The organism is Actinosynnema sp. NPDC002837 (genome assembly GCF_040295345.1).
In the GTDB taxonomy this organism is placed as follows: domain Bacteria; phylum Actinomycetota; class Actinomycetes; order Mycobacteriales; family Pseudonocardiaceae; genus Actinosynnema.
Genome location: NZ_JBEOVG010000010.1, coordinates 108917 through 128892 on the forward strand (window position 1 = coordinate 108917; position 19976 = coordinate 128892).

A 19976-nucleotide genomic window follows, 5' to 3' on the forward strand; every position below is an offset into this window, starting at 1 on the left:
GTATGGCCGGGTTAACGCCCGTTCGCGCGACAAAGGTGCTCATCGCCACGCGCTGAACCGAAACAGCGGGATAACCTGTGCGCCCGCACGAATCGCAGGGGGATCGCATGTCGCAGCCGTACCAGCCGCAGCCGGGCTACTACCCGCCGCCGCCCACGCAGACCAACGGGATGGCGATCGCGGCGCTGATCACGGCGTTCCTGTTCTCACCGGCGGGCATCGTGCTGGGCATCGTGGCGCGCAAGCAGATCCGGCGGACCGGTGAGCAGGGCTGGGGCATGGCGACCGCCGGGCTCGTCATCGGCGTGGTGCTCACCGTGCTGTGGGTGCTGGCGGTCGTGCTGTGGGTCGTGCTGGTGGTGTGGCTGTACCGGGAGGTCGGCAACCTGCCGCCGCCGCGCTGACGCCGCGGTCAGGAGGCTCGCAGCTCCAGCTCGCCGCCGCAGTGCCGGCACACCTCGGCGAACACGTGGACGTCGTGCGAGCACGCGGGGCAGGGCCGGAAGCTGCGCTCGAGCAGGTCGTCACGGCGGCGCCGGAACAGCGGTCTGCGCGGGGTGCGATGTCTGGACACGCCCACCACCATGCACAGGCGGCACCCCGTGATCGCCAATTGAGGGCGCTTCTTGTGGTCATGCTCACCACCGTGACCAGCGGTGGGTGCACGTTTCGTCACTCTTCGAACGTGCCGAGCCAGGCGTCGAGGCGCGGGCACACCGCCCGCAGGCGTGCGAGCCCCAAGGCTTGGATCGCGAGCGGACCGTCGAGCGTTTTGACGTAGGTCGGGCAGTAGCCGAGCAGCCGCTTCGACGGCGCGGTGGCAGGTCCGTCGTTGACCAGCTCGGGCCCACCTGCGGCACTGACGTCGGCTCGGAGCCGTTCGGCGAGTTCCGGGCCGAGGAACTGGCCCAACTCGTCGGCGGCGGCGAACACCCAGGCTTCCAACTCGTGGACGACCAGGTTCGGCCGGAACCGCCGGTCGCCGATCGCGTCGGCGAGGCAGCGCTCGACGTGCCCGGCCCGTTCGTAGACGTCGCCGGACGGCCGGTCGACCATGCCCGGGCAGTCGGCCGGGAACGCGTAGTAGTCGAACAGCGTCGTGAGCACGTCGAGACTCGTGTCGTCCAGCAGGAGCCTGACGTCCCGCTGGATCTGCGCCCACCCGGTGATGCCACCCTTGTGCGACGGCCCGGCCGCCGGCCGCTTGGTCTTCACCAGCGACAGGCTGGTGACCCAGCCAAGCCCTTCGAGGTGCGGTCGGATGACGGTGTCGACCACGACCTCCTCGGTCTGCCCCTCGGCCAACAGGTGGACCCGACGGAAGCCACCGGTCACGTCTGCCCGCCCGGCCTGCCCCCGATCAGGTTCTTCTCCCACAGCTCGCCCAGCGAGTACTCCTCGAGCCACGCGCCGAGCCGCTCGCGATCCGGCCGGACGAACTCCGAGGCTCCGTCGACCCGCTCGACCACGATCAGGTCGTCCAGCTCGAACTGGTTCATCAGAGTGACGGACTGGGTGGCGATGAGCACCTGGCTGCGCGTGGACGCCTGCCGCAGCAGCCCGGCCAGCTGGACCACGGCGTAGGGGTGCAGTCCCAGTTCCGGCTCGTCCAACACCACCAGCGACGGCAACCGCGGGTGAAGGAGCAGCGTCGCCAGACAGATGAACCGCAGCGTGCCGTCCGACATCTGGTTGGCCGAGAACACGGCGTCAGAGTCCGTTTGACGCCACCTCAACCGCAGCCGATCGCTCTTCTCCGGACGCAGTACGAAGTCCCGGAAGAACGGCGCGACTTGGCGGATCACCCCGACGATGCGTCGATAGGCGGCCTGGTCGGCCCGGTCGTCGCTGTCCGACAGCGCCAGCAGGACGGCTGCGAGGTTACCTGCGTCGTTGTGCAGCGCCAGGTTGTCCGCGGTGGGCACCAACTGCTTGACCGGGGCATTCCGGCTCGTGTCGTGGAAGTGGTAGACCCGGCAGCCGCGCAGCAGATCGACCATGAGTCCGACGGGTCGCAGGCGCCTGTTATGCCTGGGCAACCTCGCCTCGCGGCCTCCGCGCGGGAACTCAAGGGCCGTGCCCTTCGCCGTCCGGGGGGCCAGGGACTCCCGCCCGAAGATCAGCAGGTCGTCGGCGGCCGGGACCAACTCGACTTCGTACCGGCCGGCGACTCCGTGGAGTGCGAGGCGGAGTCGAGCCACACCAGAAGTGAGGAGGGAGGACGCACCGCCGTTCAGGCCGACGAAGTAGCCGAGGTCTTCCTCGACCAAGCGGCCCAACAGCTCGAACACGCGGATGAAGTTGCTCTTGCCCGCGCCGTTCGCGCCGATCAGGACGTTGAGCCGGCCAAGGGACACCGTCGCGGAGCGGATCGAGGCGTACCCCTCCACCTCGATCGACTTCAGCTCCCGGTCGGCCACGCGATCACTCTACGGCCACGCGCCGACCGGGAGCCGGGAGAAGGTCAGTCCTCCGGCGGCGACCACACGTTCGTGCGCGCCATGCCCGCGGCACGGCCCTTGGACGAGATGACCAGCGCCATCTTGCGCGAGGCCTCGTCGATCATCTCGTCGCCGAGCATCACCGCACCGCGCTTGCCGCCCTGCTCGGAGGTGAAGTAGTCGTAGGCGTCGAGGATGTTCTCGGCGTGGTCGTAGTCCTCCTGCTTCGGGCTGTACACCTCGTTCGCCGCGTCGATCTGGCCCGGGTGCAGGACCCACTTGCCGTCGAACCCGAGCGCCGCCGAGCGGCCGGCCACGCGCTTGAAGCTCTCGACGTCCCGGATCTGCAGGTACGGCCCGTCGATGGCCTGCTTGTCGTGCGCACGGGCGGCCATCAGGATCTGCATCAGGATGTAGTGGTAGGCGTCGCCGACGTCGTAGCCGGGCGGTTGCTCGCCGACGACCAGCGACTTCATGTTGATCGACGCCATGAAGTCGGCCGGGCCGAAGATGATCGTCTCCACCCGCGGCGACGCGGTGGCGATCGCGTTGACGTTGATCAGGCCCAGCGCGTTCTCGATCTGAGCCTCGATGCCGATCCGCCCGACCTCGTAGCCCATGGTCTTCTCGATCTGGGTGAGCAGCAGGTCGAGCGCGTGCACCTGCTCCGCGGTCTGCACCTTCGGCAGCATGATGCAGTCCAGGTTCGCGCCCGCGCCCTCGACGACCTCGGTGACGTCGCGGTAGGTCCACTCGGTGGTCCAGTCGTTCACCCGGACGACCCGCGCGCGGGAACCCCAGCCGCCCTCGTTCAACGAGGCCACGATGGTCTTGCGCGCGTCCGGCTTGGCCAGCGGCGCGCACGCGTCCTCCAGGTCGAGGAACACCTGGTCCGCGGGCAGCGTGCGAGCCTTGTCGATCATCTTCTGGCTCGAGCCGGGCACGGCCAGACACGAGCGACGGGGACGCTGCTGGTCGACCACTGTGGGTACCTCCTCGTACCGGCCGGTAACTCCTGTTGTGCGAAGGGTGGCACGCACGCGTAGCGCCCGCTATTTCGTGAGTCACGACTCACAGGCCCGTGGCAGGCTGAACCGGTGGAGATCGAGCAGGTGCTGGACAACGCGCTGCGCAAGGCCGCGGCGGTGTGGATCCGACCGGACGGCCGCGAGCCGCGACTGGTGTGGGCGCTGTGGCGCGACGGCGGCCTCCTCGTCGCCGTCGGCGGCACGGAGCAGCAGGTGCCGGGCCTGGCCGACGGCGTCCGGTGCACGGTCACCGTCCGCTCGCCCACCACCCACTCCCACCTGGTCGACGCCACGGCGACCGCCCGCCTCGCCGACCCCGACGACGAGGCGCTGGCGGCGCTGCGAGCGGCCCGGCTCAACGGCCGGCCGGCGTGGGAGTCGGTCTACCGCCTGGAGTTCGCGTGATCACCGTCCCCGAGGACTTCGGCGCCATCCTGGGCGAGGAGGTGTTGGAGTGGCGGGCCTCGCTCCCCTCGCTGGCCACGAAGTTCTGCGCCCGCTGGCGCCTCGCCCCGGACGGCGCGCTGCTCTACGGCAACATCGCCGTCGTCCTCCCGGTGCGCCGCGCCGACGGCCACCCGGCCGTGCTCAAGCTCACCTGGCTGGACGACGAGACGCGGCACGAGCCGACCGCCCTCGAGGCGTGGGACGGCCAGGGCGTGGTGGCGCTGCTCGACCACGACGACCGGCACGGCGCGCTGCTGCTGGAACGCCTCGACCACACCGCGTCGCTGCTCGACGCGCCGATCGAGGAGGCGCTGGCCGTCACCGGCGGCCTGCTCCGCCGGCTGCGCGTCCCGGCCGGCCCTCAGTTCCACCGCCACGACTTCGCCGACCCGCGCACGCGCAACGCCGACCTGGGCGGCCCGCTGCCGTCCGCCGTCGTCGAGCAGGCGCGCGAACTGGGCCGCCACCTCGTCGAGCACGCCGGGAACACGCTGGTCAACCAGGACCTGCACTACGAGAACGTGCTGCGCGGCGACCGCGAGCCGTGGCTGATGATCGACCCGAAACCGCTGGCCGGCGACCGCGAGATCGGCGTGATCCCGTTGCTGTGGAACAGGTTCGGCGAGCTCGACGGCGAACGCGGCCTGCGCGACCGGTTCGCCGCGCTGTGCGACATCGGCGAGCTGGACGCCGAACGCGCCCGCGCCTGGACGTTCTGCCGCGCCGTCGACACCTGGCTGTGGTGCCTGGAGGAGGAGCTGGACGAGATGGCCGTCACGGTCGAGGCGATCACGCACGCGTTGCGGCCCTGACCGGGAACCTGGTCCCCGGCGTCCACAGTGGAACGCAGCGGCGGGGCACCCGGCGGACTAGCCTGATCACGTGCCTGCCGTGAACCGGGTCTTCGCCGCTCAGCTCGCCGGGTTGCCCGTCTTCGGCCCGGACGGCGAGTCGATCGGCAAGGTCCGCGACCTGGTCATCGGCCTGCGGGTGGACCGCCAGCCACCCCGCGTGCTCGGTTTGGTGCTGGAGCTGGCGACCCGGCGGCGCATCTTCGTGCCGATGCTGCGGGTCACCTCGATCGAGCCGAACGCCGTGACGCTCGCCACCGGGTCGGTCAACCTGCGCCAGTTCCACCAGCGCGCCAACGAGGTGCTGGTCGTCGGCGAGCTGCTCGACGCGCGCGTCACGCTCGCCTCCGGCGCGCCGGCGGTGCTGGTCGACGCCGCGATGGAGCCCAGCCGCACCCGGGACTGGCGGATGACGCGGGTCGCGGTCCGGGAGCGCACCGGCCGGCTGGCCCGCCGCGGGCCGGTGCAGGTGCTGCACTGGGAGGACCTGACCGGGCTGTCGGTGACGGAGCTCGCGGGCCAGCCGCAGGGCGCGCAGCACCTGGTCGCGATCTTCGAGACGATGCGGGCGGCGGACGTGGCGCTGGCCCTGCACAGCCTGCCGTTCAAGCGGCGCTACGAGGTGGCCGAGGCGCTGGACGACGAACGGCTCGCCGACGTGATCGAGGAGATGGCCGAGGAGGACCAGAAGGACCTGCTGGCCTACCTCGACGAGGAGCGCGCGGCGGACATCCTGGAGGCGATGGACCCCGACGACGCGGCCGACCTGCTCTCGGAGCTGCCCGAGGGCGAGAAGGACCGGCTGCTGGAGCTGATGGAGCCGGAGGAGTCCGAGCCGGTGCGGCGGCTGCTGGAGTACAGCTTCGACACCGCGGGCGGCCTGATGACGCCGGAGCCGGTGGTGCTCGCGCCGGACGCGACCGTGGCCGAGGCGCTGGCGCACGTGCGCAACCCGGACCTGACGCCCGCGCTGGCCAGCATGGTGTTCGTGTGCCGGGCGCCGACGGCCACGCCGACCGGCCGCTACCTGGGCTGCGTGCACATCCAGCGGCTGCTGCGGGAGCCGCCGTCCGACCTGGTCGCGGGCGTGCTGGACACGGACCTGGCGACGTTGTCGCCGACGGCGTCGCTCAGCGACGTGACCCGCTACTTCGCCGCCTACAACCTGGTGTGCGGGCCGGTGGTGGACGAGAGCGACCACCTGCTCGGCGCGGTCACCGTGGACGACGTGCTCGACCACCTGCTGCCGGCCAACTGGCGCGAAACGGGGCTGTCCCATGCCTGAGCTGCTGCCGCGTCGACGGCTCGACCAGCCGCGCACGGAGGGCCGGTTCCGGCTGTCGCTCGACCCGGAGGCGTTCGGCCGGTTCTCCGAGCGGCTCGCCCGGTTCCTCGGCACCGGCAAGTTCCTGTTCTGGCAGACGCTGCTGGTGATCGTGTGGATCACGCTGAACCTGTTCGCGGTGACGCTGCGCTGGGACCCGTACCCGTTCATCCTGCTCAACCTGGCGTTCTCCACGCAGGCCGCGTACGCCGCGCCGCTGATCCTGCTGGCGCAGAACCGGCAGGACGACCGCGACCGGGTGTCGTTGGAGGAGGACCGGGCGCGCGCCGCGCAGACCAAGGCCGACACCGAGTACCTGGCCCGCGAGCTGGCCGCGCTGCGGCTCGCCGTGGGCGAGGTGGTGACCCGCGACTACCTGCGCAGCGAGCTGGAACGCGTGTTCCGCGAGCGCAAGCGGCCCGGCAAGGACAACCCCGGCAAGGACGGCGCCGGCAGGGACAGCCCTGCCGCGGACGTCAAGGACGACGTGCCGTCCTCGTGACGCTCAGGGCTCGTCGGCGCCCAGCCGGTCGCACGTGCGGCCGAACGCCTCCAGCTCGGCGTGGTCGAACGTCTCCGTGAAGTGGCGCACCACGCCCGTGAGGTGGGTGCCGGACGCCACCCGCAGCCGTTCGAGGCCCTGCGAGGTGAGCACGGCCACCACGCCGCGCCCGTCGCCGTCGGCGCGTTCCCGCAGCACCAGGCCCGCGCGTTCCAGGCGGTCGACGAGTCTGGTGACGCCGGAGCGGGACAGCAGCACGGCCTCGGCCAGCTCGGTCATCCGCAATCGGTACTGCGGCGCCTCGGCGAGCTGGACCAGGACGTCGTAGGCCGCGAGCGACAGGCGTTGCTCGGCGATCAGTTCGGCTTCCAGGATCCGTGTGAGCCTCGCGTGCGCCCGGAGGAAGGATCGCCACACCCCCAGCTCGCTACGGGTGGGCAACCGGGCAGATCCGGTTTCCGGCACGGATACCAATGTTACGGAAAGCACGCAACCGGGTGCGCGCTGCCCCCGGATCCGAGGTGACCAACCGGTAGCTTGGAGGTGCACGGCCCGCCGTAGCATGGCGGTCCCACCACCTCTCGCGAAGGCGTTCCCGTGACTCTTCCTACCGTTGACGACGTGCAGAAGGCGTTGGCCGGTGTCCAGGACCCGGAGATCCGGCGTCCGATCACCGACCTCGGCATGGTCAAGGGCGTCGTGGTCGGCGACGACGGGGTCGTGGACGTGGCGGTCTTCCTCACCGTGTCCGGCTGCCCGCTGCGCGACAAGATCACCGCCGACGTGACCGGCGCCGTGTCCGCGCTCGACGGCGTGACCGGCGTCCGCGTCGAGCTGGACGTGATGAGCGACGCGCAGCGCACCGAGCTGCGCAAGACGCTGCGCGGCGGCGTCGAGGAGCCGGTGATCCCGTTCGCCCAGCCCGGTTCGCTGACGCGGGTCTACTGCGTCGCGTCGGGCAAGGGCGGCGTCGGCAAGTCGTCGGTGACGGTGAACCTGGCCGTCGCGATGGCCGCGCGCGGGCTGTCCGTCGGCGTGGTGGACGCCGACATCTACGGCCACTCCATCCCCCGCATGCTGGGCACGGACGCGCGGCCCACGCAGGTCGAGAAGATGATCATGCCGCCGCAGTCGCACGGCGTGAAGCTGATCTCGATCGGCATGTTCACGCCGGGCAACACGCCGGTCGTGTGGCGCGGCCCGATGCTGCACCGCGCGTTGCAGCAGTTCCTGGCCGACGTGTTCTGGGGCGACCTGGACGTGCTGCTGCTCGACCTGCCCCCGGGCACCGGCGACATCGCCATCTCGGTGGCGCAGCTCGTGCCGAACGCCGAGATCCTGGTCGTGACGACGCCGCAGCAGGCGGCGGCCGAGGTGGCGGAGCGGGCCGGGTCGATCGCGTTGCAGACGCGGCAGCGGATCGCCGGCGTGATCGAGAACATGTCGTGGCTGGAGCTGCCGGACGGCACCCGGATGGACGTGTTCGGCGAGGGCGGCGGGCAGGTCGTGGCCGACTCGCTGACCCAGGCGGTCGGCGCGGACGTGCCGCTGCTGGGCCAGGTCCCGCTCGACCCGCGGCTGCGCGAGCAGGGCGACGCGGGCACGCCGATCGTGCTGGCGCACCCGGAGTCGGCCGCCGGACAGGTGCTGACGACCGTGGCCGGCAAGTTGTCGACGCGGTCGCGCGGGCTCGCCGGCCGCCTGCTGAACGTCTCGCCCGCCGGCCGCTGACGGCCTGAACCCCACGACAGGGGCTCCCGATCCGGGGGCCCCTGTTTCGTGCTGCCCGCGTCCGGTCGGCCGTTGACGAACCGCCGCCCGTCTGAAACCTTTGTACTCAACCCCGCAAGAAATTGACAGTCCCAGCTCAAAATCTCCATATCGACTCGCAACTTAGCGGCAGGCGCTCCGCCGCAGTCTGCCGTCAGCGCACCGTCGTCCCCAACGAAGAGGACACCGATGACACGGAAGCAGCGCAGCCGGCGACTGATCGGCGGCATCCTCGCGGTCGGCTTGACCGCGCTCGGCCTCTCCCCCGCCTCGGGAGCGCCCGGCGACGTCACCGCCATCGCGGTCGACCTGGCCGCGGGCAAGAGCACGTCGGCGAGCGGCTCGCAGGCCGGCTACCCCGCGGCCAACGCCACCGACGGCAACCAGGCCTCCTACTGGGAGAGCGCGAACCACGCGTTCCCGCAGTGGCTCCAGGTCGACCTCGGCGCGACCGCCGGCGTGAGCCGGGTCGTGCTGAAGCTGCCGACCGGCTGGGGCGAGCGCACGCAGACGCTCGCCGTCCAGGGCAGCACGGACGGCGCCACGTTCACCGACCTCTCGCCGTCCGCCGCACGGGTGTTCACCCCGGCGAGCGGCAACACGGCCACCATCGACTTCGCCGCCAGGGCCGCCCGGCACGTGCGGCTGCACGTCACCGGCAACACCGGCTGGCCCGCCGCCCAGGTCTCGGAGTTCGAGGTCTACGGCGCCGCCACCGGCGACGGGCAGGCCCCGACCGCGCCGGGCGGGCTGTCGCTGACCGAGCCCGCCGCCGGGCAGGTCCGGCTGAGCTGGACCGCGTCCACCGACGACACCGGCGTGACCGGGTACACCGTCTTCGCCAACGGCGCGGCGCGCGCCACCGTGCCGGGCACGACGTTGACCTACACCGACAGCCAACCGGCCACCGCCACCGTGACCTACACCGTGCGGGCGCGTGACGCGGCGGGCAACGTGTCCGGCGACAGCAACGCGGTGACGCGCGTCGGCCAGGGCGGCGGCACGAACCTCGCGGCCGGCAAGCTGATCGAGGCGTCGTCGTCGACGTTCGGGTTCGTCGCCACCAACGCCAACGACGGCAACGTCGCCACGTACTGGGAGGCGGGCGGCCAGTCGGCCACCCTGACCGTGAAGCTCGGCGCGAACGCCGACGTGAGCGCGGTCGTGGTCAAGCTCAACCCCGACCCGGTGTGGGGGCCGCGCACGCAGAGCTTCCAGGTGCTGGGCCGCGAGCAGGGCGCGACCGGCTTCACGTCGCTGGCCCCCCGCGCCGAGCACGCGTTCAGCCCGGCCGGCAACCAGAACTCGGTGACGGTCGCGGTCGCCGGCCGGGTCGCGGACGTGCGGCTGGAGTTCTTCGGCAACACCGGCGCGCCCGGCGGGCAGGTGGCCGAGTTCCAGGTCGTCGGCACGCCGGCGCCGAACCCGGACCTGACCGTCGCGGCGGTGTCGTGGACGCCGGCCAGTCCGTCGGAGCTCGACGCCGTCACCCTCACGGCCACGGTCCGCAACACGGGCACGGCCGCCGCCGGCGCGACCTCGGTCGACTTCAGCCTCGGCGGCACGGTCGTCGGCAGCGCGCCGGTCGCCGGGCTGGCCGCGGGCGCGTCGGCCGCGGTGTCGGTGAACGCGGGCAGGCGGGCGACGGGCAGCTACCCGGTGAGGGCGGTGGTCGACCCGACCGACGCCGTCGTCGAGCAGGACAACGGCAACAACGCGCACACCGCGCTGGCACCGCTGGTGGTGGCGCAGGCGCCCGGCCCGGACCTGACCGTCGTCGGCATCACGCCCACCCCGCCGAACCCGGCCGTCGGCGCGCCGGTGTCGTTCACCGTGTCGGTGCACAACCGCGGCACGGCGGTGGTCGGCGCGGGCACCGTCACGCGGGTCGCGGTCGGCGGCGTCACGCTCACCGGGCAGAGCCCGGCCATCGCGGCGGGCGCGACGGTGACCGTGCCGGTCGGCGGCACGTGGACGGCCACCGCGGGCGGCGCGACGATCACCGCCACCGCCGACGCGACCGGCGTCGTCGCCGAGACGAACGAGACCAACAACGCGACGTCGCAGCCGATCGTGGTCGGTCGCGGCGCGGCGGTGCCGTACGTCGAGCACGAGGCGGAAGCCGCCCGGTACCAGGGCACCCTGCTGGAAGCCGACCCGCTGCGGCGGTTCGGGCACACCAACTTCGCCACCGAGTCGTCGGGCCGCAAGTCCGTGCGGCTGGACGGCACCGGCCAGTTCGTGGAGTTCACGTCGACGATCGCGTCGAACTCGATCGTGGTGCGCAACTCGATCCCGGACGCGCCCGGAGGCGGCGGCATCGAGGCGACCATCAGCCTGTACGCCGACGACGTGTTCGTGCGGAAGTTGACGTTGTCGTCCAAGCACAGCTGGCTCTACGGCAACACCGACGACCCCGAAGGGTTGACCAACACGCCGCAGGCCGACGCGCGGCGGCTGTTCGACGAGGCGAACGCCCTGCTGGCGCGGACCTACCCGGCCGGCACCCGGTTCAAGCTGCAACGCGACGCGGGTGACGCGGCGGCGTTCTACGTCATCGACCTGATCGACCTGGAGCAGGTGGCGCCGCCGACCGATCAGCCCGCCGGCTGCACGTCCATCACCGCTTACGGCGCCGTGCCGGGTGACGGCGGCGACGACACGGACGCCATCCAGCGCGCCGTGACCGACGACCAGAACGGCGTGATCGGCTGCGTGTGGATCCCGGCCGGGCAGTGGCGGCAGGAGAGGAAGATCCTGACCGACGACCCGCTCGACCGGGGGCAGCACAACCAGGTGGGCATCCGCGACGTCACCATCCGCGGTGCGGGCATGTGGCACTCACAGCTGTACACGCTCACCGAGCCGCACCTGGCCCAGGGCGGCATCAACCACCCGCACGAGGGCAACTTCGGGTTCGACATCGACGCCAACACGAAGATCTCGGACATCGCGATCTTCGGCTCGGGCCGGATCCGCGGCGGCGCGGGCGGTGCCGAGGGCGGCGTGGGCCTCAACGGGCGGTTCGGCGCCGGGACGAAGATCACGAACGTGTGGATCGAGCACGCCAACGTCGGCGTGTGGGTCGGTCGTGACTACGACAACATCCCGGAGCTGTGGGGTCCCGCCGACGGGGTCGAGTTCAGCGGCATGAGGATCCGCGACACCTACGCCGACGGCATCAACTTCACCAACGGCACGCGCAACTCGCGGGTGTTCAACTCGTCGTTCCGGACGACCGGCGACGACTCGTTGGCGGTGTGGGCCAACCGGTACGTCAAGGACCAGGCGGTCGACGTCGCGCACGACAACGCGTTCGTGAACAACACGATCCAGCTGCCGTGGCGGGCCAACGGCGTCGCGATCTACGGCGGCTACGGCAACAGGGTCGAGAACAACCTGATCCACGACACCATGAACTACCCCGGGGTCATGCTGGCGACCGACCACGACCCGTTGCCGTTCTCCGGGCAGACGTTGATCGCCAACAACGCCCTGTTCCGGACGGGTGGCGCGTTCTGGGGCGAGGCGCAGGAGTTCGGCGCGATCACGTTGTTCGCGCAGAGCCGCGACATCACCGGCGTGACGATCCGCGACACCGAGATCCACGACTCGACCTACGACGGCATCCAGTTCAAGACGGGCGGCGGCAACGTGCCGGGCGTGGTGATCGGCAACGTCCTCATCGACCGCTCGAACAACGGGGCGGGCATCCTGGCCATGGGCGGCGCCCGCGGCAGCGCGACCCTGACCAACGTGCGGATCACCAACTCCGCCGCCGGCGCGGTCGTCGTCGAACCGGGCTCGCAGTTCACCATCACCGGCACCCCGACCACCACCACCCACCGCGGCCGGGGCGTCGCCTGACCGACCCGCTCCCCCTCGAACGCATCGCAGGGGTCCCCGCCAAGGGGACCCCTGCTTTGATTCTGCCGGCCGGGTACGACAATTCCGGGCCGTGACAGTGCGGACAGCCCGTTCGGCACACCGCGGTCAGCGGCGGCCCGGGTGCGTGTCAGGTGGCGTCCGGGTCGTACGGGGGACGCTCGCCGCGCTCCAGGGGACGGTCCCGGCTCGTCGTGTCGCGCACCGGCGGCACGGTGGGGTGGCCGTTCGGCTTCTCGCTCGGCTCGTCCTCCCACAAGTGCTTGGTGATCGCGCGCTTGGGGTCGAAGTTGCGCAGTTCCCGGAGGTCCTCGAGCGGCTTGCGCAGCTGCTCGAACTCCGGTCCCATCTCCTGCTTCAACTGCTCCCGCGCGCCGGTCGCGTAGTCGCGCACCCGGCGGACCGTCTTGCCGACCCACGCGGCCGCGTCGGGCAGTCGTTCCGGGCCCAGGATGAACAGGCCCGCCACGACGATGACGAGGATCTCAAGCCACCCGATGCTGTCGAACACCCTCGTGCCCCACCTTCCGCGCCCCAAGCCCTGACCGCCAGCGTAGCCGTCAGTCGGACCGCAAAGTCACCTGCACGGTCAGCTCGCGACCCTGCCTGGCCAGCACGACCGGCACCGTCTCGCCGATTTCATGGTCCCTTACCGCAACGGTCAGCTCCGCGGCGTTGCGCACCATCCGGTCGCCGACGCGCGTGATCACGTCGCCCTCCTCGATGCCCGCCGCGTCGGCCGCGCCGCCCTCGGGCACGTTCTGCACCTGCGCGCCCTCCGCGGTCTCCGCCGACGCCGACCGCACGTTGATGTTCATGTCCGCGTGCTTGACCTCGCCGTCGCGGATCAACGCCTGCGACACCTTGCGCGCGTAGTTGCCGGAGATCGCGAACCCGAGGCCGACCGAGCCGCCGGTCTCGGTGCGGATCGACGAGTTGATGCCGACCAGCGCGCCGGACGAGTCGACCAGCGCGCCACCGGAGTTGCCGGGGTTGATGGCCGCGTCGGTCTGGATCGCGTCGTAGGTGACCTGCGGCCCGCCGTTCTCGCCCGCCGCCGTCACGGGCCGGTGCAGGGCGCTGACGATGCCCTCGGTCACGGTGTTCGACAGCGACAGCGGCGAGCCGATCGCGAGCACGGTGTCGCCGACCGCCAGCTCGTCGGAGTCGCCGAACTGCAGCACGGTCGGGTTGTCCACCTCGACCTTGATCACCGCGAGGTCGGTCTTGGAGTCGCGGCCGACGACCTGCGCCACGGCCCGCTTGCCGTCGGTGAAGACCACGGTCAGCTTCGCCGACGTGTCCTGCACCGCCGGGGCGACCACGTGGTCGTTGGTCAGCACGTAGCCCTCGCCGTCGATGACCACGCCGGAGCCGACGCCGGCCACGTTCGCGCCCTTGAACTCGATCGACACGACGCTGGGCGTGACGCGCTGGGCGATCTCGGCGACCGACCCGACCGGGCGCTCCTTGCCCGGCTTGACCTCGGCGAGCGTGACGCCGCCGTCGGTGAGCGGGTTGCCGACCCGGCCCAGCAGCCAGCCGACCACGCCGCCGCCCGCGCCGATCACCAGCGCCGCCACCATCAGCAGCACCAGGGCCATCGGCTTGACGCGCCGCCCGAACAGCAGTTCGGGCACGCTGAGCTGCGGCCCGGCCGGCGGCTCCGGCTTGGGTTCGGTGTCGGGCTGCTCCGTGACGGCGGGCGGGCCGATGACGGCCGACGCGCCCGGGTCGCGCCACGAGTCGCCCGCCGGCTTGCCCTCCCAGAAGACGGGCTCCACCTCGGGCTCGCCGTTCAGGTCGACCGGCGGGCGTTGCAGCAGCGTGTCGTCCTCGCCGCGGGGCCGGCCGAACGCCGTGCTCAGCGCTTCCGGTGGCGGCGGCGCGAGTCGCACGGACGAGTTGCCGTTCGGGCTCGGGCGGTCGGCGGAGAACGCGCCCGCCACGCCCCGCGGTCGACCGAACACGGCCTGTTGACCGGGGTCGACGGCCGGGCGGTTCAGCGGACGGGGTGCGAGCCTGCGGTGCGCCCCGTCGTCCACGCCCGACCTGGGGGTCCCGTTGCCCTGCTCTGGCTCGCTCATCGCTCCCCGCACGTCGTCACACCATGGTTGTCGCGGGGCAATCGTGCCGGGTGACCGGTGAAGTTGCCGTCAGCGGGCCGGTCAGCGGCCCGGCAGGCCGGTGTCCGCGGCCGGGCGCAGCACGCCGACGGGCTCGCGGTCGTCGGTCAACGACGGCGCGACCACGGGCGAGGGCTGCGGCGAGTTGCCCTGGGCGGGCGGCGGCGCGTTGTCCTCGCTGCCCGGTGCGACCAGGGCGAGCGCGCCGAGCATGAGACCGGAGACGACGACGCCGGCGCCTTGGCGGGCGCGTCGTCCCCCGAACAGACCGGCTCCGAAGCGGCTACCGCCGCCGGTTCCGAAAGGGCGGCCGGACCCCAGCACGGGACCGCTGCCGAACGCGACCCGGTCGGGCCGCTGGACCGTGACGAGCTGGCCGTCCTCGCTGACCGCGAGGCCGTCCGGCGCGCTGGGCAGCTCCACTTCCTGCGGGATCGCGCCCAGCCTGGCCAGCAGGCTCGCGGGCGCGCACGGCGCGTCGGCGGCGCGCACCGCGGAGCGGGCCTGCTGCTGCGAGTACGCCTCGGCCGCGCAGAACGGGCAGCGCTGCAGGTGCGCGGACGCCCTGTTGTGCGCCGAGGCGGACAGCTCGCCGTCGACGAAGGCGACGACCGCGTCGGGCAGCAGGTGCTGCTCGGGCAGTTGCCAACCTCGCAGGTCGGTCATGCAGAGTCCTCCTGGGCCAGACCCCGACGGCGTTCCAGTGCGACCCGCAGGGCCTGGCGGCCCCGGTGGATCCTGCTTCTCACGGTACCGAGTTTGACGCCGAGGGTGGCGCCGATCTCCTCGTAGGAGAGCCCTTCCACGTCACACAGGACGACGGCGGCGCGGAACTCGGGCGGCAGCTCGTCCAGCGCGGCCTGCAGCTCCGGGTCGAGGTGCGTGTCGTCGTAGATCTCCTCCGGCGTCGGGTCGTCGCCGGGGATGCGGTCGGTCTCCTCGGGCAGGGCCTCCATGCGCACGCGCGAGCGGCGGCGGGCCATGTCGAGGAAGAGGTTCGTGGTGATGCGGTGCAGCCAGCCCTCGAACGTGCCGGGCTTGTACGACGCGAGCGAGCGGAACACCCGGATGAAGGTCTCCTGGGTGAGGTCCTCGGCGTCGTGCTGGTTGCCGGACAGGCGGTAGGCCAGCCGGTACACCCGGTCGGCGTGCTCGCGCACAACTTGGTCCCACGAGGGCGCGATCCAGTCCGCGTCCTCGATGGGCGCGGTCAGTGCGGCGGTCGGCTGCTTTGGCATCGGGCGGTTAAGCACCTCCACTGGGCTGGCTGCCCTGCTGCACGGGTCAACGCTCGGCTCCCCTGACGTGTTCCCGTTGGTCCTGCTCGTCATGCGTTGGAGCCAGTCTGACCTTCTCCCTTATAACCATCGTGAGAGGCGGCTGAGAGCAGGCTGAGAATCCGGGTTGTCGGCGAGATTCACCCGAACCGCCGCCGGCGGCGTTAGCCTTCGTGCTGTGGATGCGCCGACGCGCGAGTACGTGGAGCGCTACCTGCCCGAGGACGCCGTCATCACGGCCGCCAGGGCTCGTGGCGCCGAGTTGGGGTGCGTGCCGATCGGGTCCGGCGGCGGGGCGGCGTTGCGGTTCCTCGCGGCGGCGTTGCAGGCCAAGGCCGTGGTGGAGATCGGCACCGGGGCCGGTGTCGGCGCGTTGTACCTGCTCGGCGGCATGCCCGCGGCGGGGGTGCTGACGTCGATCGACGTGGAGCCGGAGCACCAGCGCGCGGCGCGGGTGGCGTTCGCGGAGGCGGGCATCGCGGTGTCGCGGACCCGGTTGATCATGGGTCGGGCGCTGGACGTGCTGCCCAGGCTCACCGACGGCGCGTACGACCTGGTGTTCGTGGACGCGGCGAAGTCGGAGTACCCGAAGTACCTGGCGGAGGGCGTGCGGCTGCTGCGGCCGGGTGGCGTGATCGCGTTCGACAACGTGCTGTGGCACGGCCGGGTGGTCGACCCGTCGCACCGCGACCCGGACACGGTCGCGATGCGGGAGGTGGCGCGCTCGGTCCGCGAGGACGACCGCCTGGTGCCGGTGATCCTGCCGCTGGGCGACGGCCTGCTGGTCGCCGCGAAGGTCGGCTGAGGCTTCGCAGGGGTCCTCGCCGAGGGGACCCCTGCTTTGATCTTGCCACCGGGGTACGACGATGTGGAGCGCGCGGAACCGGGCTGTGGACAACTCCGCAACCTCACCCGGCCGGGGTCACCCGTGTGGGTGAAAGCGGGGACCGTCGCGAGGACGGTCCCCGACCGGGTCAGTGCGCCGTGACGCCCTTCCCGAGCACCGTCACCCCGCCGGACGACACGGTGTAGCGCTGCCGGTCCGTCGCCGGGTCCACGCCGATCAGCGCACCGTCGGGCACGACGACGTTCTTGTCGAGGATCGCCCGCCGCACGACCGCGCCGCGCCCGATCCGCACGCCGGGCAGCAGCACGCTCCCCTGCACCACCGACCCGGACTCCACGACCACGTCCGAGCTGATCACCGACCCGTGGATGGTGCCGGAGATGATCGAACCCGGCCCCACCATCGAGTCCTCCGCGCTGCCTCCCGCGATGAACTTCGCGGGCGGCAGCGGCGGGGTCGCCGTCCGGATCGGCCACGCCTGGTTGTAGAGGTTGAACACCGGCCGCACCGACACCAGGTCCATGTGCGCCTCGTAGTAGGCGTCGATGGTCCCCACGTCGCGCCAGTAGCCCCGGTCGCGGTCGGTCTCGCCCGGCACCTTGTTGTCGGCGAAGTCGTAGACGTGCGCCTGCCCCTGGTCGACGAGCATCGGGATGATGTCGCCGCCCATGTCGTGGTCGGAGTCGGGGTTCGACGCGTCCGCCCGCAACGCGTCGATCAGCGCCTCGGTGGTGAACACGTAGTTGCCCATCGACGCGAAGGTGACCTCCGGGTCGTCCGGCACGTGCGGCGGCTCGGCCGGCTTCTCCAGGAAACGGGTGATCAGCCCGGTCGCGTCGGAGTCGATGCAGCCGAACGCCTTGGCCTCCGCCCGCGGCACCCGGATGCCCGCCACCGTGACGCCCGCGCCGGTCTCCACGTGCTGCTCCACCATCTGGCCGGGGTCCATCCGGTAGACGTGGTCGGCGCCGAAGATGATCACGTGCTCGGGTTTCTCGTCGTTGACGAGGTTCAGCGACTGGAAGATGGCGTCGGCGCTGCCGGTGTACCAGCGCGGCCCGAGCCGCTGCTGCGCCGGGACCGGCGTGACGTACTGGCCGAGCACATTGGACAGTCGCCACGTCGTGGAGATGTGCCGGTCCAGGGAATGGGATTTGTACTGGGTGAGCACGCAGAGCTTGACGAAACCCGCGTTCACCAGGTTGGACAGGACGAAGTCCACCAGCCGGTAGTTACCGCCGAAGGGCACCGCCGGCTTTGCCCGGTCGGCGGTCAACGGCCACAACCGTTTGCCTTCGCCACCGGCGAGGACAATTCCTAGAACGTGCGGTTGCCCTTTCACGACAACGACCCTAACCGGGTGAGCACCGCCCCACCAACGGCGAAGTAACGCAAACTCCGCTCGTTCACCCGGCTGACCCCGGCAACCGGGTTACGGTGAGCGTCGTGCGAATTGGACTGCTCACACGGGAGTACCCGCCGGAGGTCTACGGCGGCGCTGGGGTGCACGTCGGCTTCCTCGTGCCGAGGTTGCGCGAGCTGGTGGACGTGGACGTGCACGCCTTCGGCGGGCCGCGCGCGGACGCCAGGGCGCACAACCCGGCGCACGGCCTGGAGCAGGCGAACGCCGCGCTGGCCACCTTGTCGGTCGACCTGGAGATGGCCGCCGCGCTGGGCGACGTGCAGCTGGCGCACTCGCACACCTGGTACGCCAACATGGCCGGTCACCTGGCGAAACTGCTGCACGGCATCCCGCACGTGGTGACCGCGCACTCGCTGGAGCCGCGCCGGCCGTGGAAGGCCGAGCAGCTCGGCGGCGGCTACCGGGTGTCCTCCTGGGTGGAGCGGACCGCGTACGAGGCGGCGGACGCGGTGATCGCGGTCAGCGAGGGCATGCGCGCCGACGTGCTGGACTGCTACCCGGCGCTGGACCCGGCCCGCGTGCACGTGGTGCGCAACGGGATCGACACGTCGGCCTACCACCCCGTGCCCGAGACCGACGCCCTGCTCCGGCACGGCATCGACCCCGCGCGGCCCATCGTGACGTTCGTCGGGCGGATCACCCGGCAGAAGGGCGTCGGGCACCTGGTCGCCGCCGCGCACCGGATCTCGCCGGACGCGCAGGTCGTGCTGTGCGCGGGCGCGCCGGACACGCCGGAGATCGCCGAGGAGACGCGCCTGGCGGTGGCGGAGCTGGCGGCGTCGCGGCCGGGGGTGTTCTGGATCCAGCAGATGCTCCAGCCGGCCGAGGTGCGGCAGATCCTGAGCCACTCGACGGTGTTCGTGTGCCCGTCGGTGTACGAGCCGCTGGGCATCGTGAACCTGGAGGCGATGGCGTGCGGCACGGCGGTGGTGGCCTCCGACGTGGGCGGCATCCCGGAGGTCGTGGACCACGGGAGGACCGGGCTGCTGGTGCACTACGACGAGAAGGACGTCGAGGCGTACCGGGTGGCGCTGGCCGACGCGGTGAACGAGGTGCTCGGGGACCCGGCGCGGGCGGCGGCGTTCGGCGAGGCCGGGCGGGCGCGGGCGATCGAGGAGTTCTCGTGGGCGACGGTGGCCGAGCAGACCGTGGCGGTGTACTCGGCGGCGCTCAACGGCTCCCGGTGATCACCTGACCGCACGGTGTGATGTGCGCCACTCGATCGTGATGCAACGGTATGGGGTGCCGACCGCCTTTAACCAGTAGGGGCGACTACTGGGAGCGGTATGCGGTGGCTTGTGCTCCTGCTCGCGCTGGTGGCCGGTGGGTGCGCCACGCCCGCGTTCAGCGCGGAGCAGGTCAGGTTGACGATCGAGGGAGAGGCGGTGCTGGACGCGCCCGCCCTGCAGGCGCGAGCCGAGGCGGAGCTGAGCTACACGCTGTCGTTCGGGTACGTCGCCCGGACCGGTCTGGACGCGGTGAGCTGCTGGTTCGCGCGCACCGGTGAGGCGTTCGAGGTCGACACGCGGTTGTGGTGCGGTCCCGTGCAGGTGCCCGGCACGGCCGCGGCCACCGACTGGGTGCCGGTGCCGTTGAAGCAGGTCGAGCGCAGCGCGGCCGGGATCCGGCTCGAGGTCCAGCCGCCGCAGGTGCCCGCGCAGGGCGCCCGGAGCACGCCGGTGGGGAAGTTGGTGCGCACCGACGGGCGGGAGGCCGACGCCGACCAGGGCGTCGGGCAGGCGGGGCCGGACTTCCTGGCCGTGCTGCCCGACGACGGGCAGGTGCTCGACGCGGCGTCCGCGATGGTGCGCGACGACCAGCTCGAAGTGCACGTGACGGGGTACGCGTCACCGTCGGTGTGGCCGACCGCGGAGGGTGACCTGCGGGCCGAGCACGGGGTGGCGCTGCGGGTGCTGCGGGTGCGGGTGACGCGGCACAGCGAGGTCGACTCGGCGTTCGGGCAGACGCCGTGGCGCGGGTGGCTGCCGCAGCCGCCGGAGCTGTCGCTGGACGTGCCGGGTCGGCGGCACCGCCTGCCGGCCGACCGGCTGCCGG

19 protein-coding genes are annotated in these 19976 nt (G+C 71.8%); 9 read left to right on the forward strand and 10 right to left on the reverse strand.

Annotation, left to right across the window (positions count from 1 at the left end):
• The first annotated feature begins 107 nt into the window (after window positions 1-107).
• Entirely contained in the window at window positions 108-404 is a 297-nt protein-coding gene (locus ABTZ99_RS10350; RefSeq protein ID WP_498774394.1) for a DUF4190 domain-containing protein, read from the forward strand.
• Window positions 405-412: 8 nt separating this feature from the next.
• On the opposite strand, the gene ABTZ99_RS10355 is transcribed toward ABTZ99_RS10350, so the two are convergent.
• From ABTZ99_RS10355 to ABTZ99_RS10370, 4 genes are all read right to left on the reverse strand, one after another.
• Entirely contained in the window at window positions 413-574 is a 162-nt protein-coding gene (locus ABTZ99_RS10355; protein WP_498774392.1) for a hypothetical protein, read from the reverse strand.
• Between the two features lie 98 nt (window positions 575-672).
• A complete protein-coding gene (locus ABTZ99_RS10360; protein ID WP_499610188.1) occupies window positions 673-1335 on the reverse strand; it encodes a DUF4276 family protein in 663 nt (220 codons plus the stop codon).
• Window positions 1332-2420 carry an AAA family ATPase gene (locus ABTZ99_RS10365; RefSeq protein ID WP_499610191.1) on the reverse strand — a complete coding sequence of 363 codons (1089 nt, stop codon included), beginning with the start codon at window positions 2418-2420 and terminating at the stop codon, window positions 1332-1334. The genes ABTZ99_RS10360 and ABTZ99_RS10365 overlap by 4 nt, the downstream gene beginning before the upstream one ends.
• Before the next feature lie 44 nt (window positions 2421-2464).
• Window positions 2465-3424 carry an HpcH/HpaI aldolase/citrate lyase family protein gene (locus tag ABTZ99_RS10370; protein WP_499610194.1) on the reverse strand — a complete coding sequence of 320 codons (960 nt, stop codon included), beginning with the start codon at window positions 3422-3424 and terminating at the stop codon, window positions 2465-2467.
• A 114-nt stretch (window positions 3425-3538) separates the two neighbouring features.
• On the opposite strand from ABTZ99_RS10370, the gene ABTZ99_RS10375 reads away from it, so the two are divergent.
• From ABTZ99_RS10375 to ABTZ99_RS10390, 4 genes are all read left to right on the forward strand, one after another.
• Window positions 3539-3874 (forward strand): hypothetical protein, encoded by a 336-nt coding sequence (locus ABTZ99_RS10375; protein ID WP_498774384.1) that lies wholly within the window; start codon window positions 3539-3541, stop codon window positions 3872-3874.
• Entirely contained in the window at window positions 3871-4728 is an 858-nt protein-coding gene (locus ABTZ99_RS10380; RefSeq protein ID WP_499610196.1) for an aminoglycoside phosphotransferase family protein, read from the forward strand. The genes ABTZ99_RS10375 and ABTZ99_RS10380 overlap by 4 nt, the downstream gene beginning before the upstream one ends.
• Window positions 4729-4798: 70 nt before the next feature.
• Window positions 4799-6052 carry a magnesium transporter MgtE N-terminal domain-containing protein gene (locus ABTZ99_RS10385; RefSeq protein ID WP_498774380.1) on the forward strand — a complete coding sequence of 418 codons (1254 nt, stop codon included), beginning with the start codon at window positions 4799-4801 and terminating at the stop codon, window positions 6050-6052.
• Window positions 6045-6593, forward strand: coding sequence for a DUF1003 domain-containing protein (locus ABTZ99_RS10390; protein ID WP_499610199.1), 549 nt, complete (start codon window positions 6045-6047; stop codon window positions 6591-6593). Before ABTZ99_RS10385 ends, ABTZ99_RS10390 begins: the two co-directional genes overlap by 8 nt.
• Window positions 6594-6596: 3 nt before the next feature.
• Here the strand turns inward: ABTZ99_RS10390 and ABTZ99_RS10395 are convergent, their stop codons facing one another.
• Window positions 6597-7058, reverse strand: coding sequence for a MarR family winged helix-turn-helix transcriptional regulator (locus ABTZ99_RS10395; RefSeq protein WP_499610201.1), 462 nt, complete (start codon window positions 7056-7058; stop codon window positions 6597-6599).
• Between the two features lie 132 nt (window positions 7059-7190).
• On the opposite strand from ABTZ99_RS10395, the gene ABTZ99_RS10400 reads away from it, so the two are divergent.
• On the forward strand, window positions 7191-8324 hold the full coding sequence (locus tag ABTZ99_RS10400; RefSeq protein ID WP_498774374.1) for an Mrp/NBP35 family ATP-binding protein: 1134 nt from the start codon (window positions 7191-7193) through the stop codon (window positions 8322-8324).
• A gap of 228 nt (window positions 8325-8552) precedes the next feature.
• Window positions 8553-12230, forward strand: a complete 3678-nt coding sequence (locus ABTZ99_RS10405; RefSeq protein ID WP_499610204.1) for a CARDB domain-containing protein — start codon at window positions 8553-8555, stop codon at window positions 12228-12230.
• 148 nt (window positions 12231-12378) lie between these two features.
• On the opposite strand, the gene tatB is transcribed toward ABTZ99_RS10405, so the two are convergent.
• The 4 genes from tatB to sigE form a co-directional block, all read right to left on the reverse strand.
• The gene (gene tatB, locus ABTZ99_RS10410; RefSeq protein WP_498774370.1) at window positions 12379-12759 is read right to left on the reverse strand and encodes a Sec-independent protein translocase protein TatB; all 381 of its coding nucleotides are present in this window, start codon (window positions 12757-12759) and stop codon (window positions 12379-12381) included.
• 49 nt (window positions 12760-12808) lie between these two features.
• Window positions 12809-14335 carry a S1C family serine protease gene (locus ABTZ99_RS10415; RefSeq protein WP_498774368.1) on the reverse strand — a complete coding sequence of 509 codons (1527 nt, stop codon included), beginning with the start codon at window positions 14333-14335 and terminating at the stop codon, window positions 12809-12811.
• An 81-nt stretch (window positions 14336-14416) separates the two neighbouring features.
• Complete coding sequence (locus ABTZ99_RS10420; RefSeq protein WP_498774366.1) at window positions 14417-15040, reverse strand: anti-sigma factor family protein; 624 nt, start codon at window positions 15038-15040, stop codon at window positions 14417-14419.
• A complete protein-coding gene (gene sigE, locus ABTZ99_RS10425; protein ID WP_498774364.1) occupies window positions 15037-15612 on the reverse strand; it encodes an RNA polymerase sigma factor SigE in 576 nt (191 codons plus the stop codon). The genes ABTZ99_RS10420 and sigE overlap by 4 nt, the downstream gene beginning before the upstream one ends.
• A 217-nt stretch (window positions 15613-15829) precedes the next feature.
• On the opposite strand from sigE, the gene ABTZ99_RS10430 reads away from it, so the two are divergent.
• A complete protein-coding gene (locus ABTZ99_RS10430; protein WP_498774362.1) occupies window positions 15830-16456 on the forward strand; it encodes an O-methyltransferase in 627 nt (208 codons plus the stop codon).
• A gap of 169 nt (window positions 16457-16625) precedes the next feature.
• Here ABTZ99_RS10430 and glgC read toward each other — a convergent pair whose 3' ends face one another.
• Window positions 16626-17840: a glucose-1-phosphate adenylyltransferase gene (gene glgC, locus ABTZ99_RS10435; protein WP_053716266.1), complete on the reverse strand. Its 1215-nt coding sequence runs from the start codon at window positions 17838-17840 to the stop codon at window positions 16626-16628.
• Window positions 17841-17944: 104 nt separating this feature from the next.
• Between glgC and glgA the strand changes: the two genes are divergently transcribed.
• A complete protein-coding gene (glgA, locus tag ABTZ99_RS10440; RefSeq protein ID WP_498774360.1) occupies window positions 17945-19108 on the forward strand; it encodes a glycogen synthase in 1164 nt (387 codons plus the stop codon).
• The last annotated feature ends 868 nt before the right edge of the window (window positions 19109-19976 follow it).

What these genes read in the sequence shown, in the direction of transcription:
- ABTZ99_RS10405 (WP_499610204.1), top strand. Translation starts at nt 8,553, where the DNA reads ATGACACGGAAGCAGCGCAGCCGGCGACTGATCGGCGGCATCCTCGCG.
- ABTZ99_RS10390 (WP_499610199.1), top strand. Translation starts at nt 6,045, where the DNA reads ATGCCTGAGCTGCTGCCGCGTCGACGGCTCGACCAGCCGCGCACGGAG.
- ABTZ99_RS10420 (WP_498774366.1), bottom strand. Translation starts at nt 15,040, where the DNA reads ATGACCGACCTGCGAGGTTGGCAACTGCCCGAGCAGCACCTGCTGCCC.
- ABTZ99_RS10415 (WP_498774368.1), bottom strand. Translation starts at nt 14,335, where the DNA reads ATGAGCGAGCCAGAGCAGGGCAACGGGACCCCCAGGTCGGGCGTGGAC.
- ABTZ99_RS10350 (WP_498774394.1), top strand. Translation starts at nt 108, where the DNA reads ATGTCGCAGCCGTACCAGCCGCAGCCGGGCTACTACCCGCCGCCGCCC.
- sigE (WP_498774364.1), bottom strand. Translation starts at nt 15,612, where the DNA reads ATGCCAAAGCAGCCGACCGCCGCACTGACCGCGCCCATCGAGGACGCG.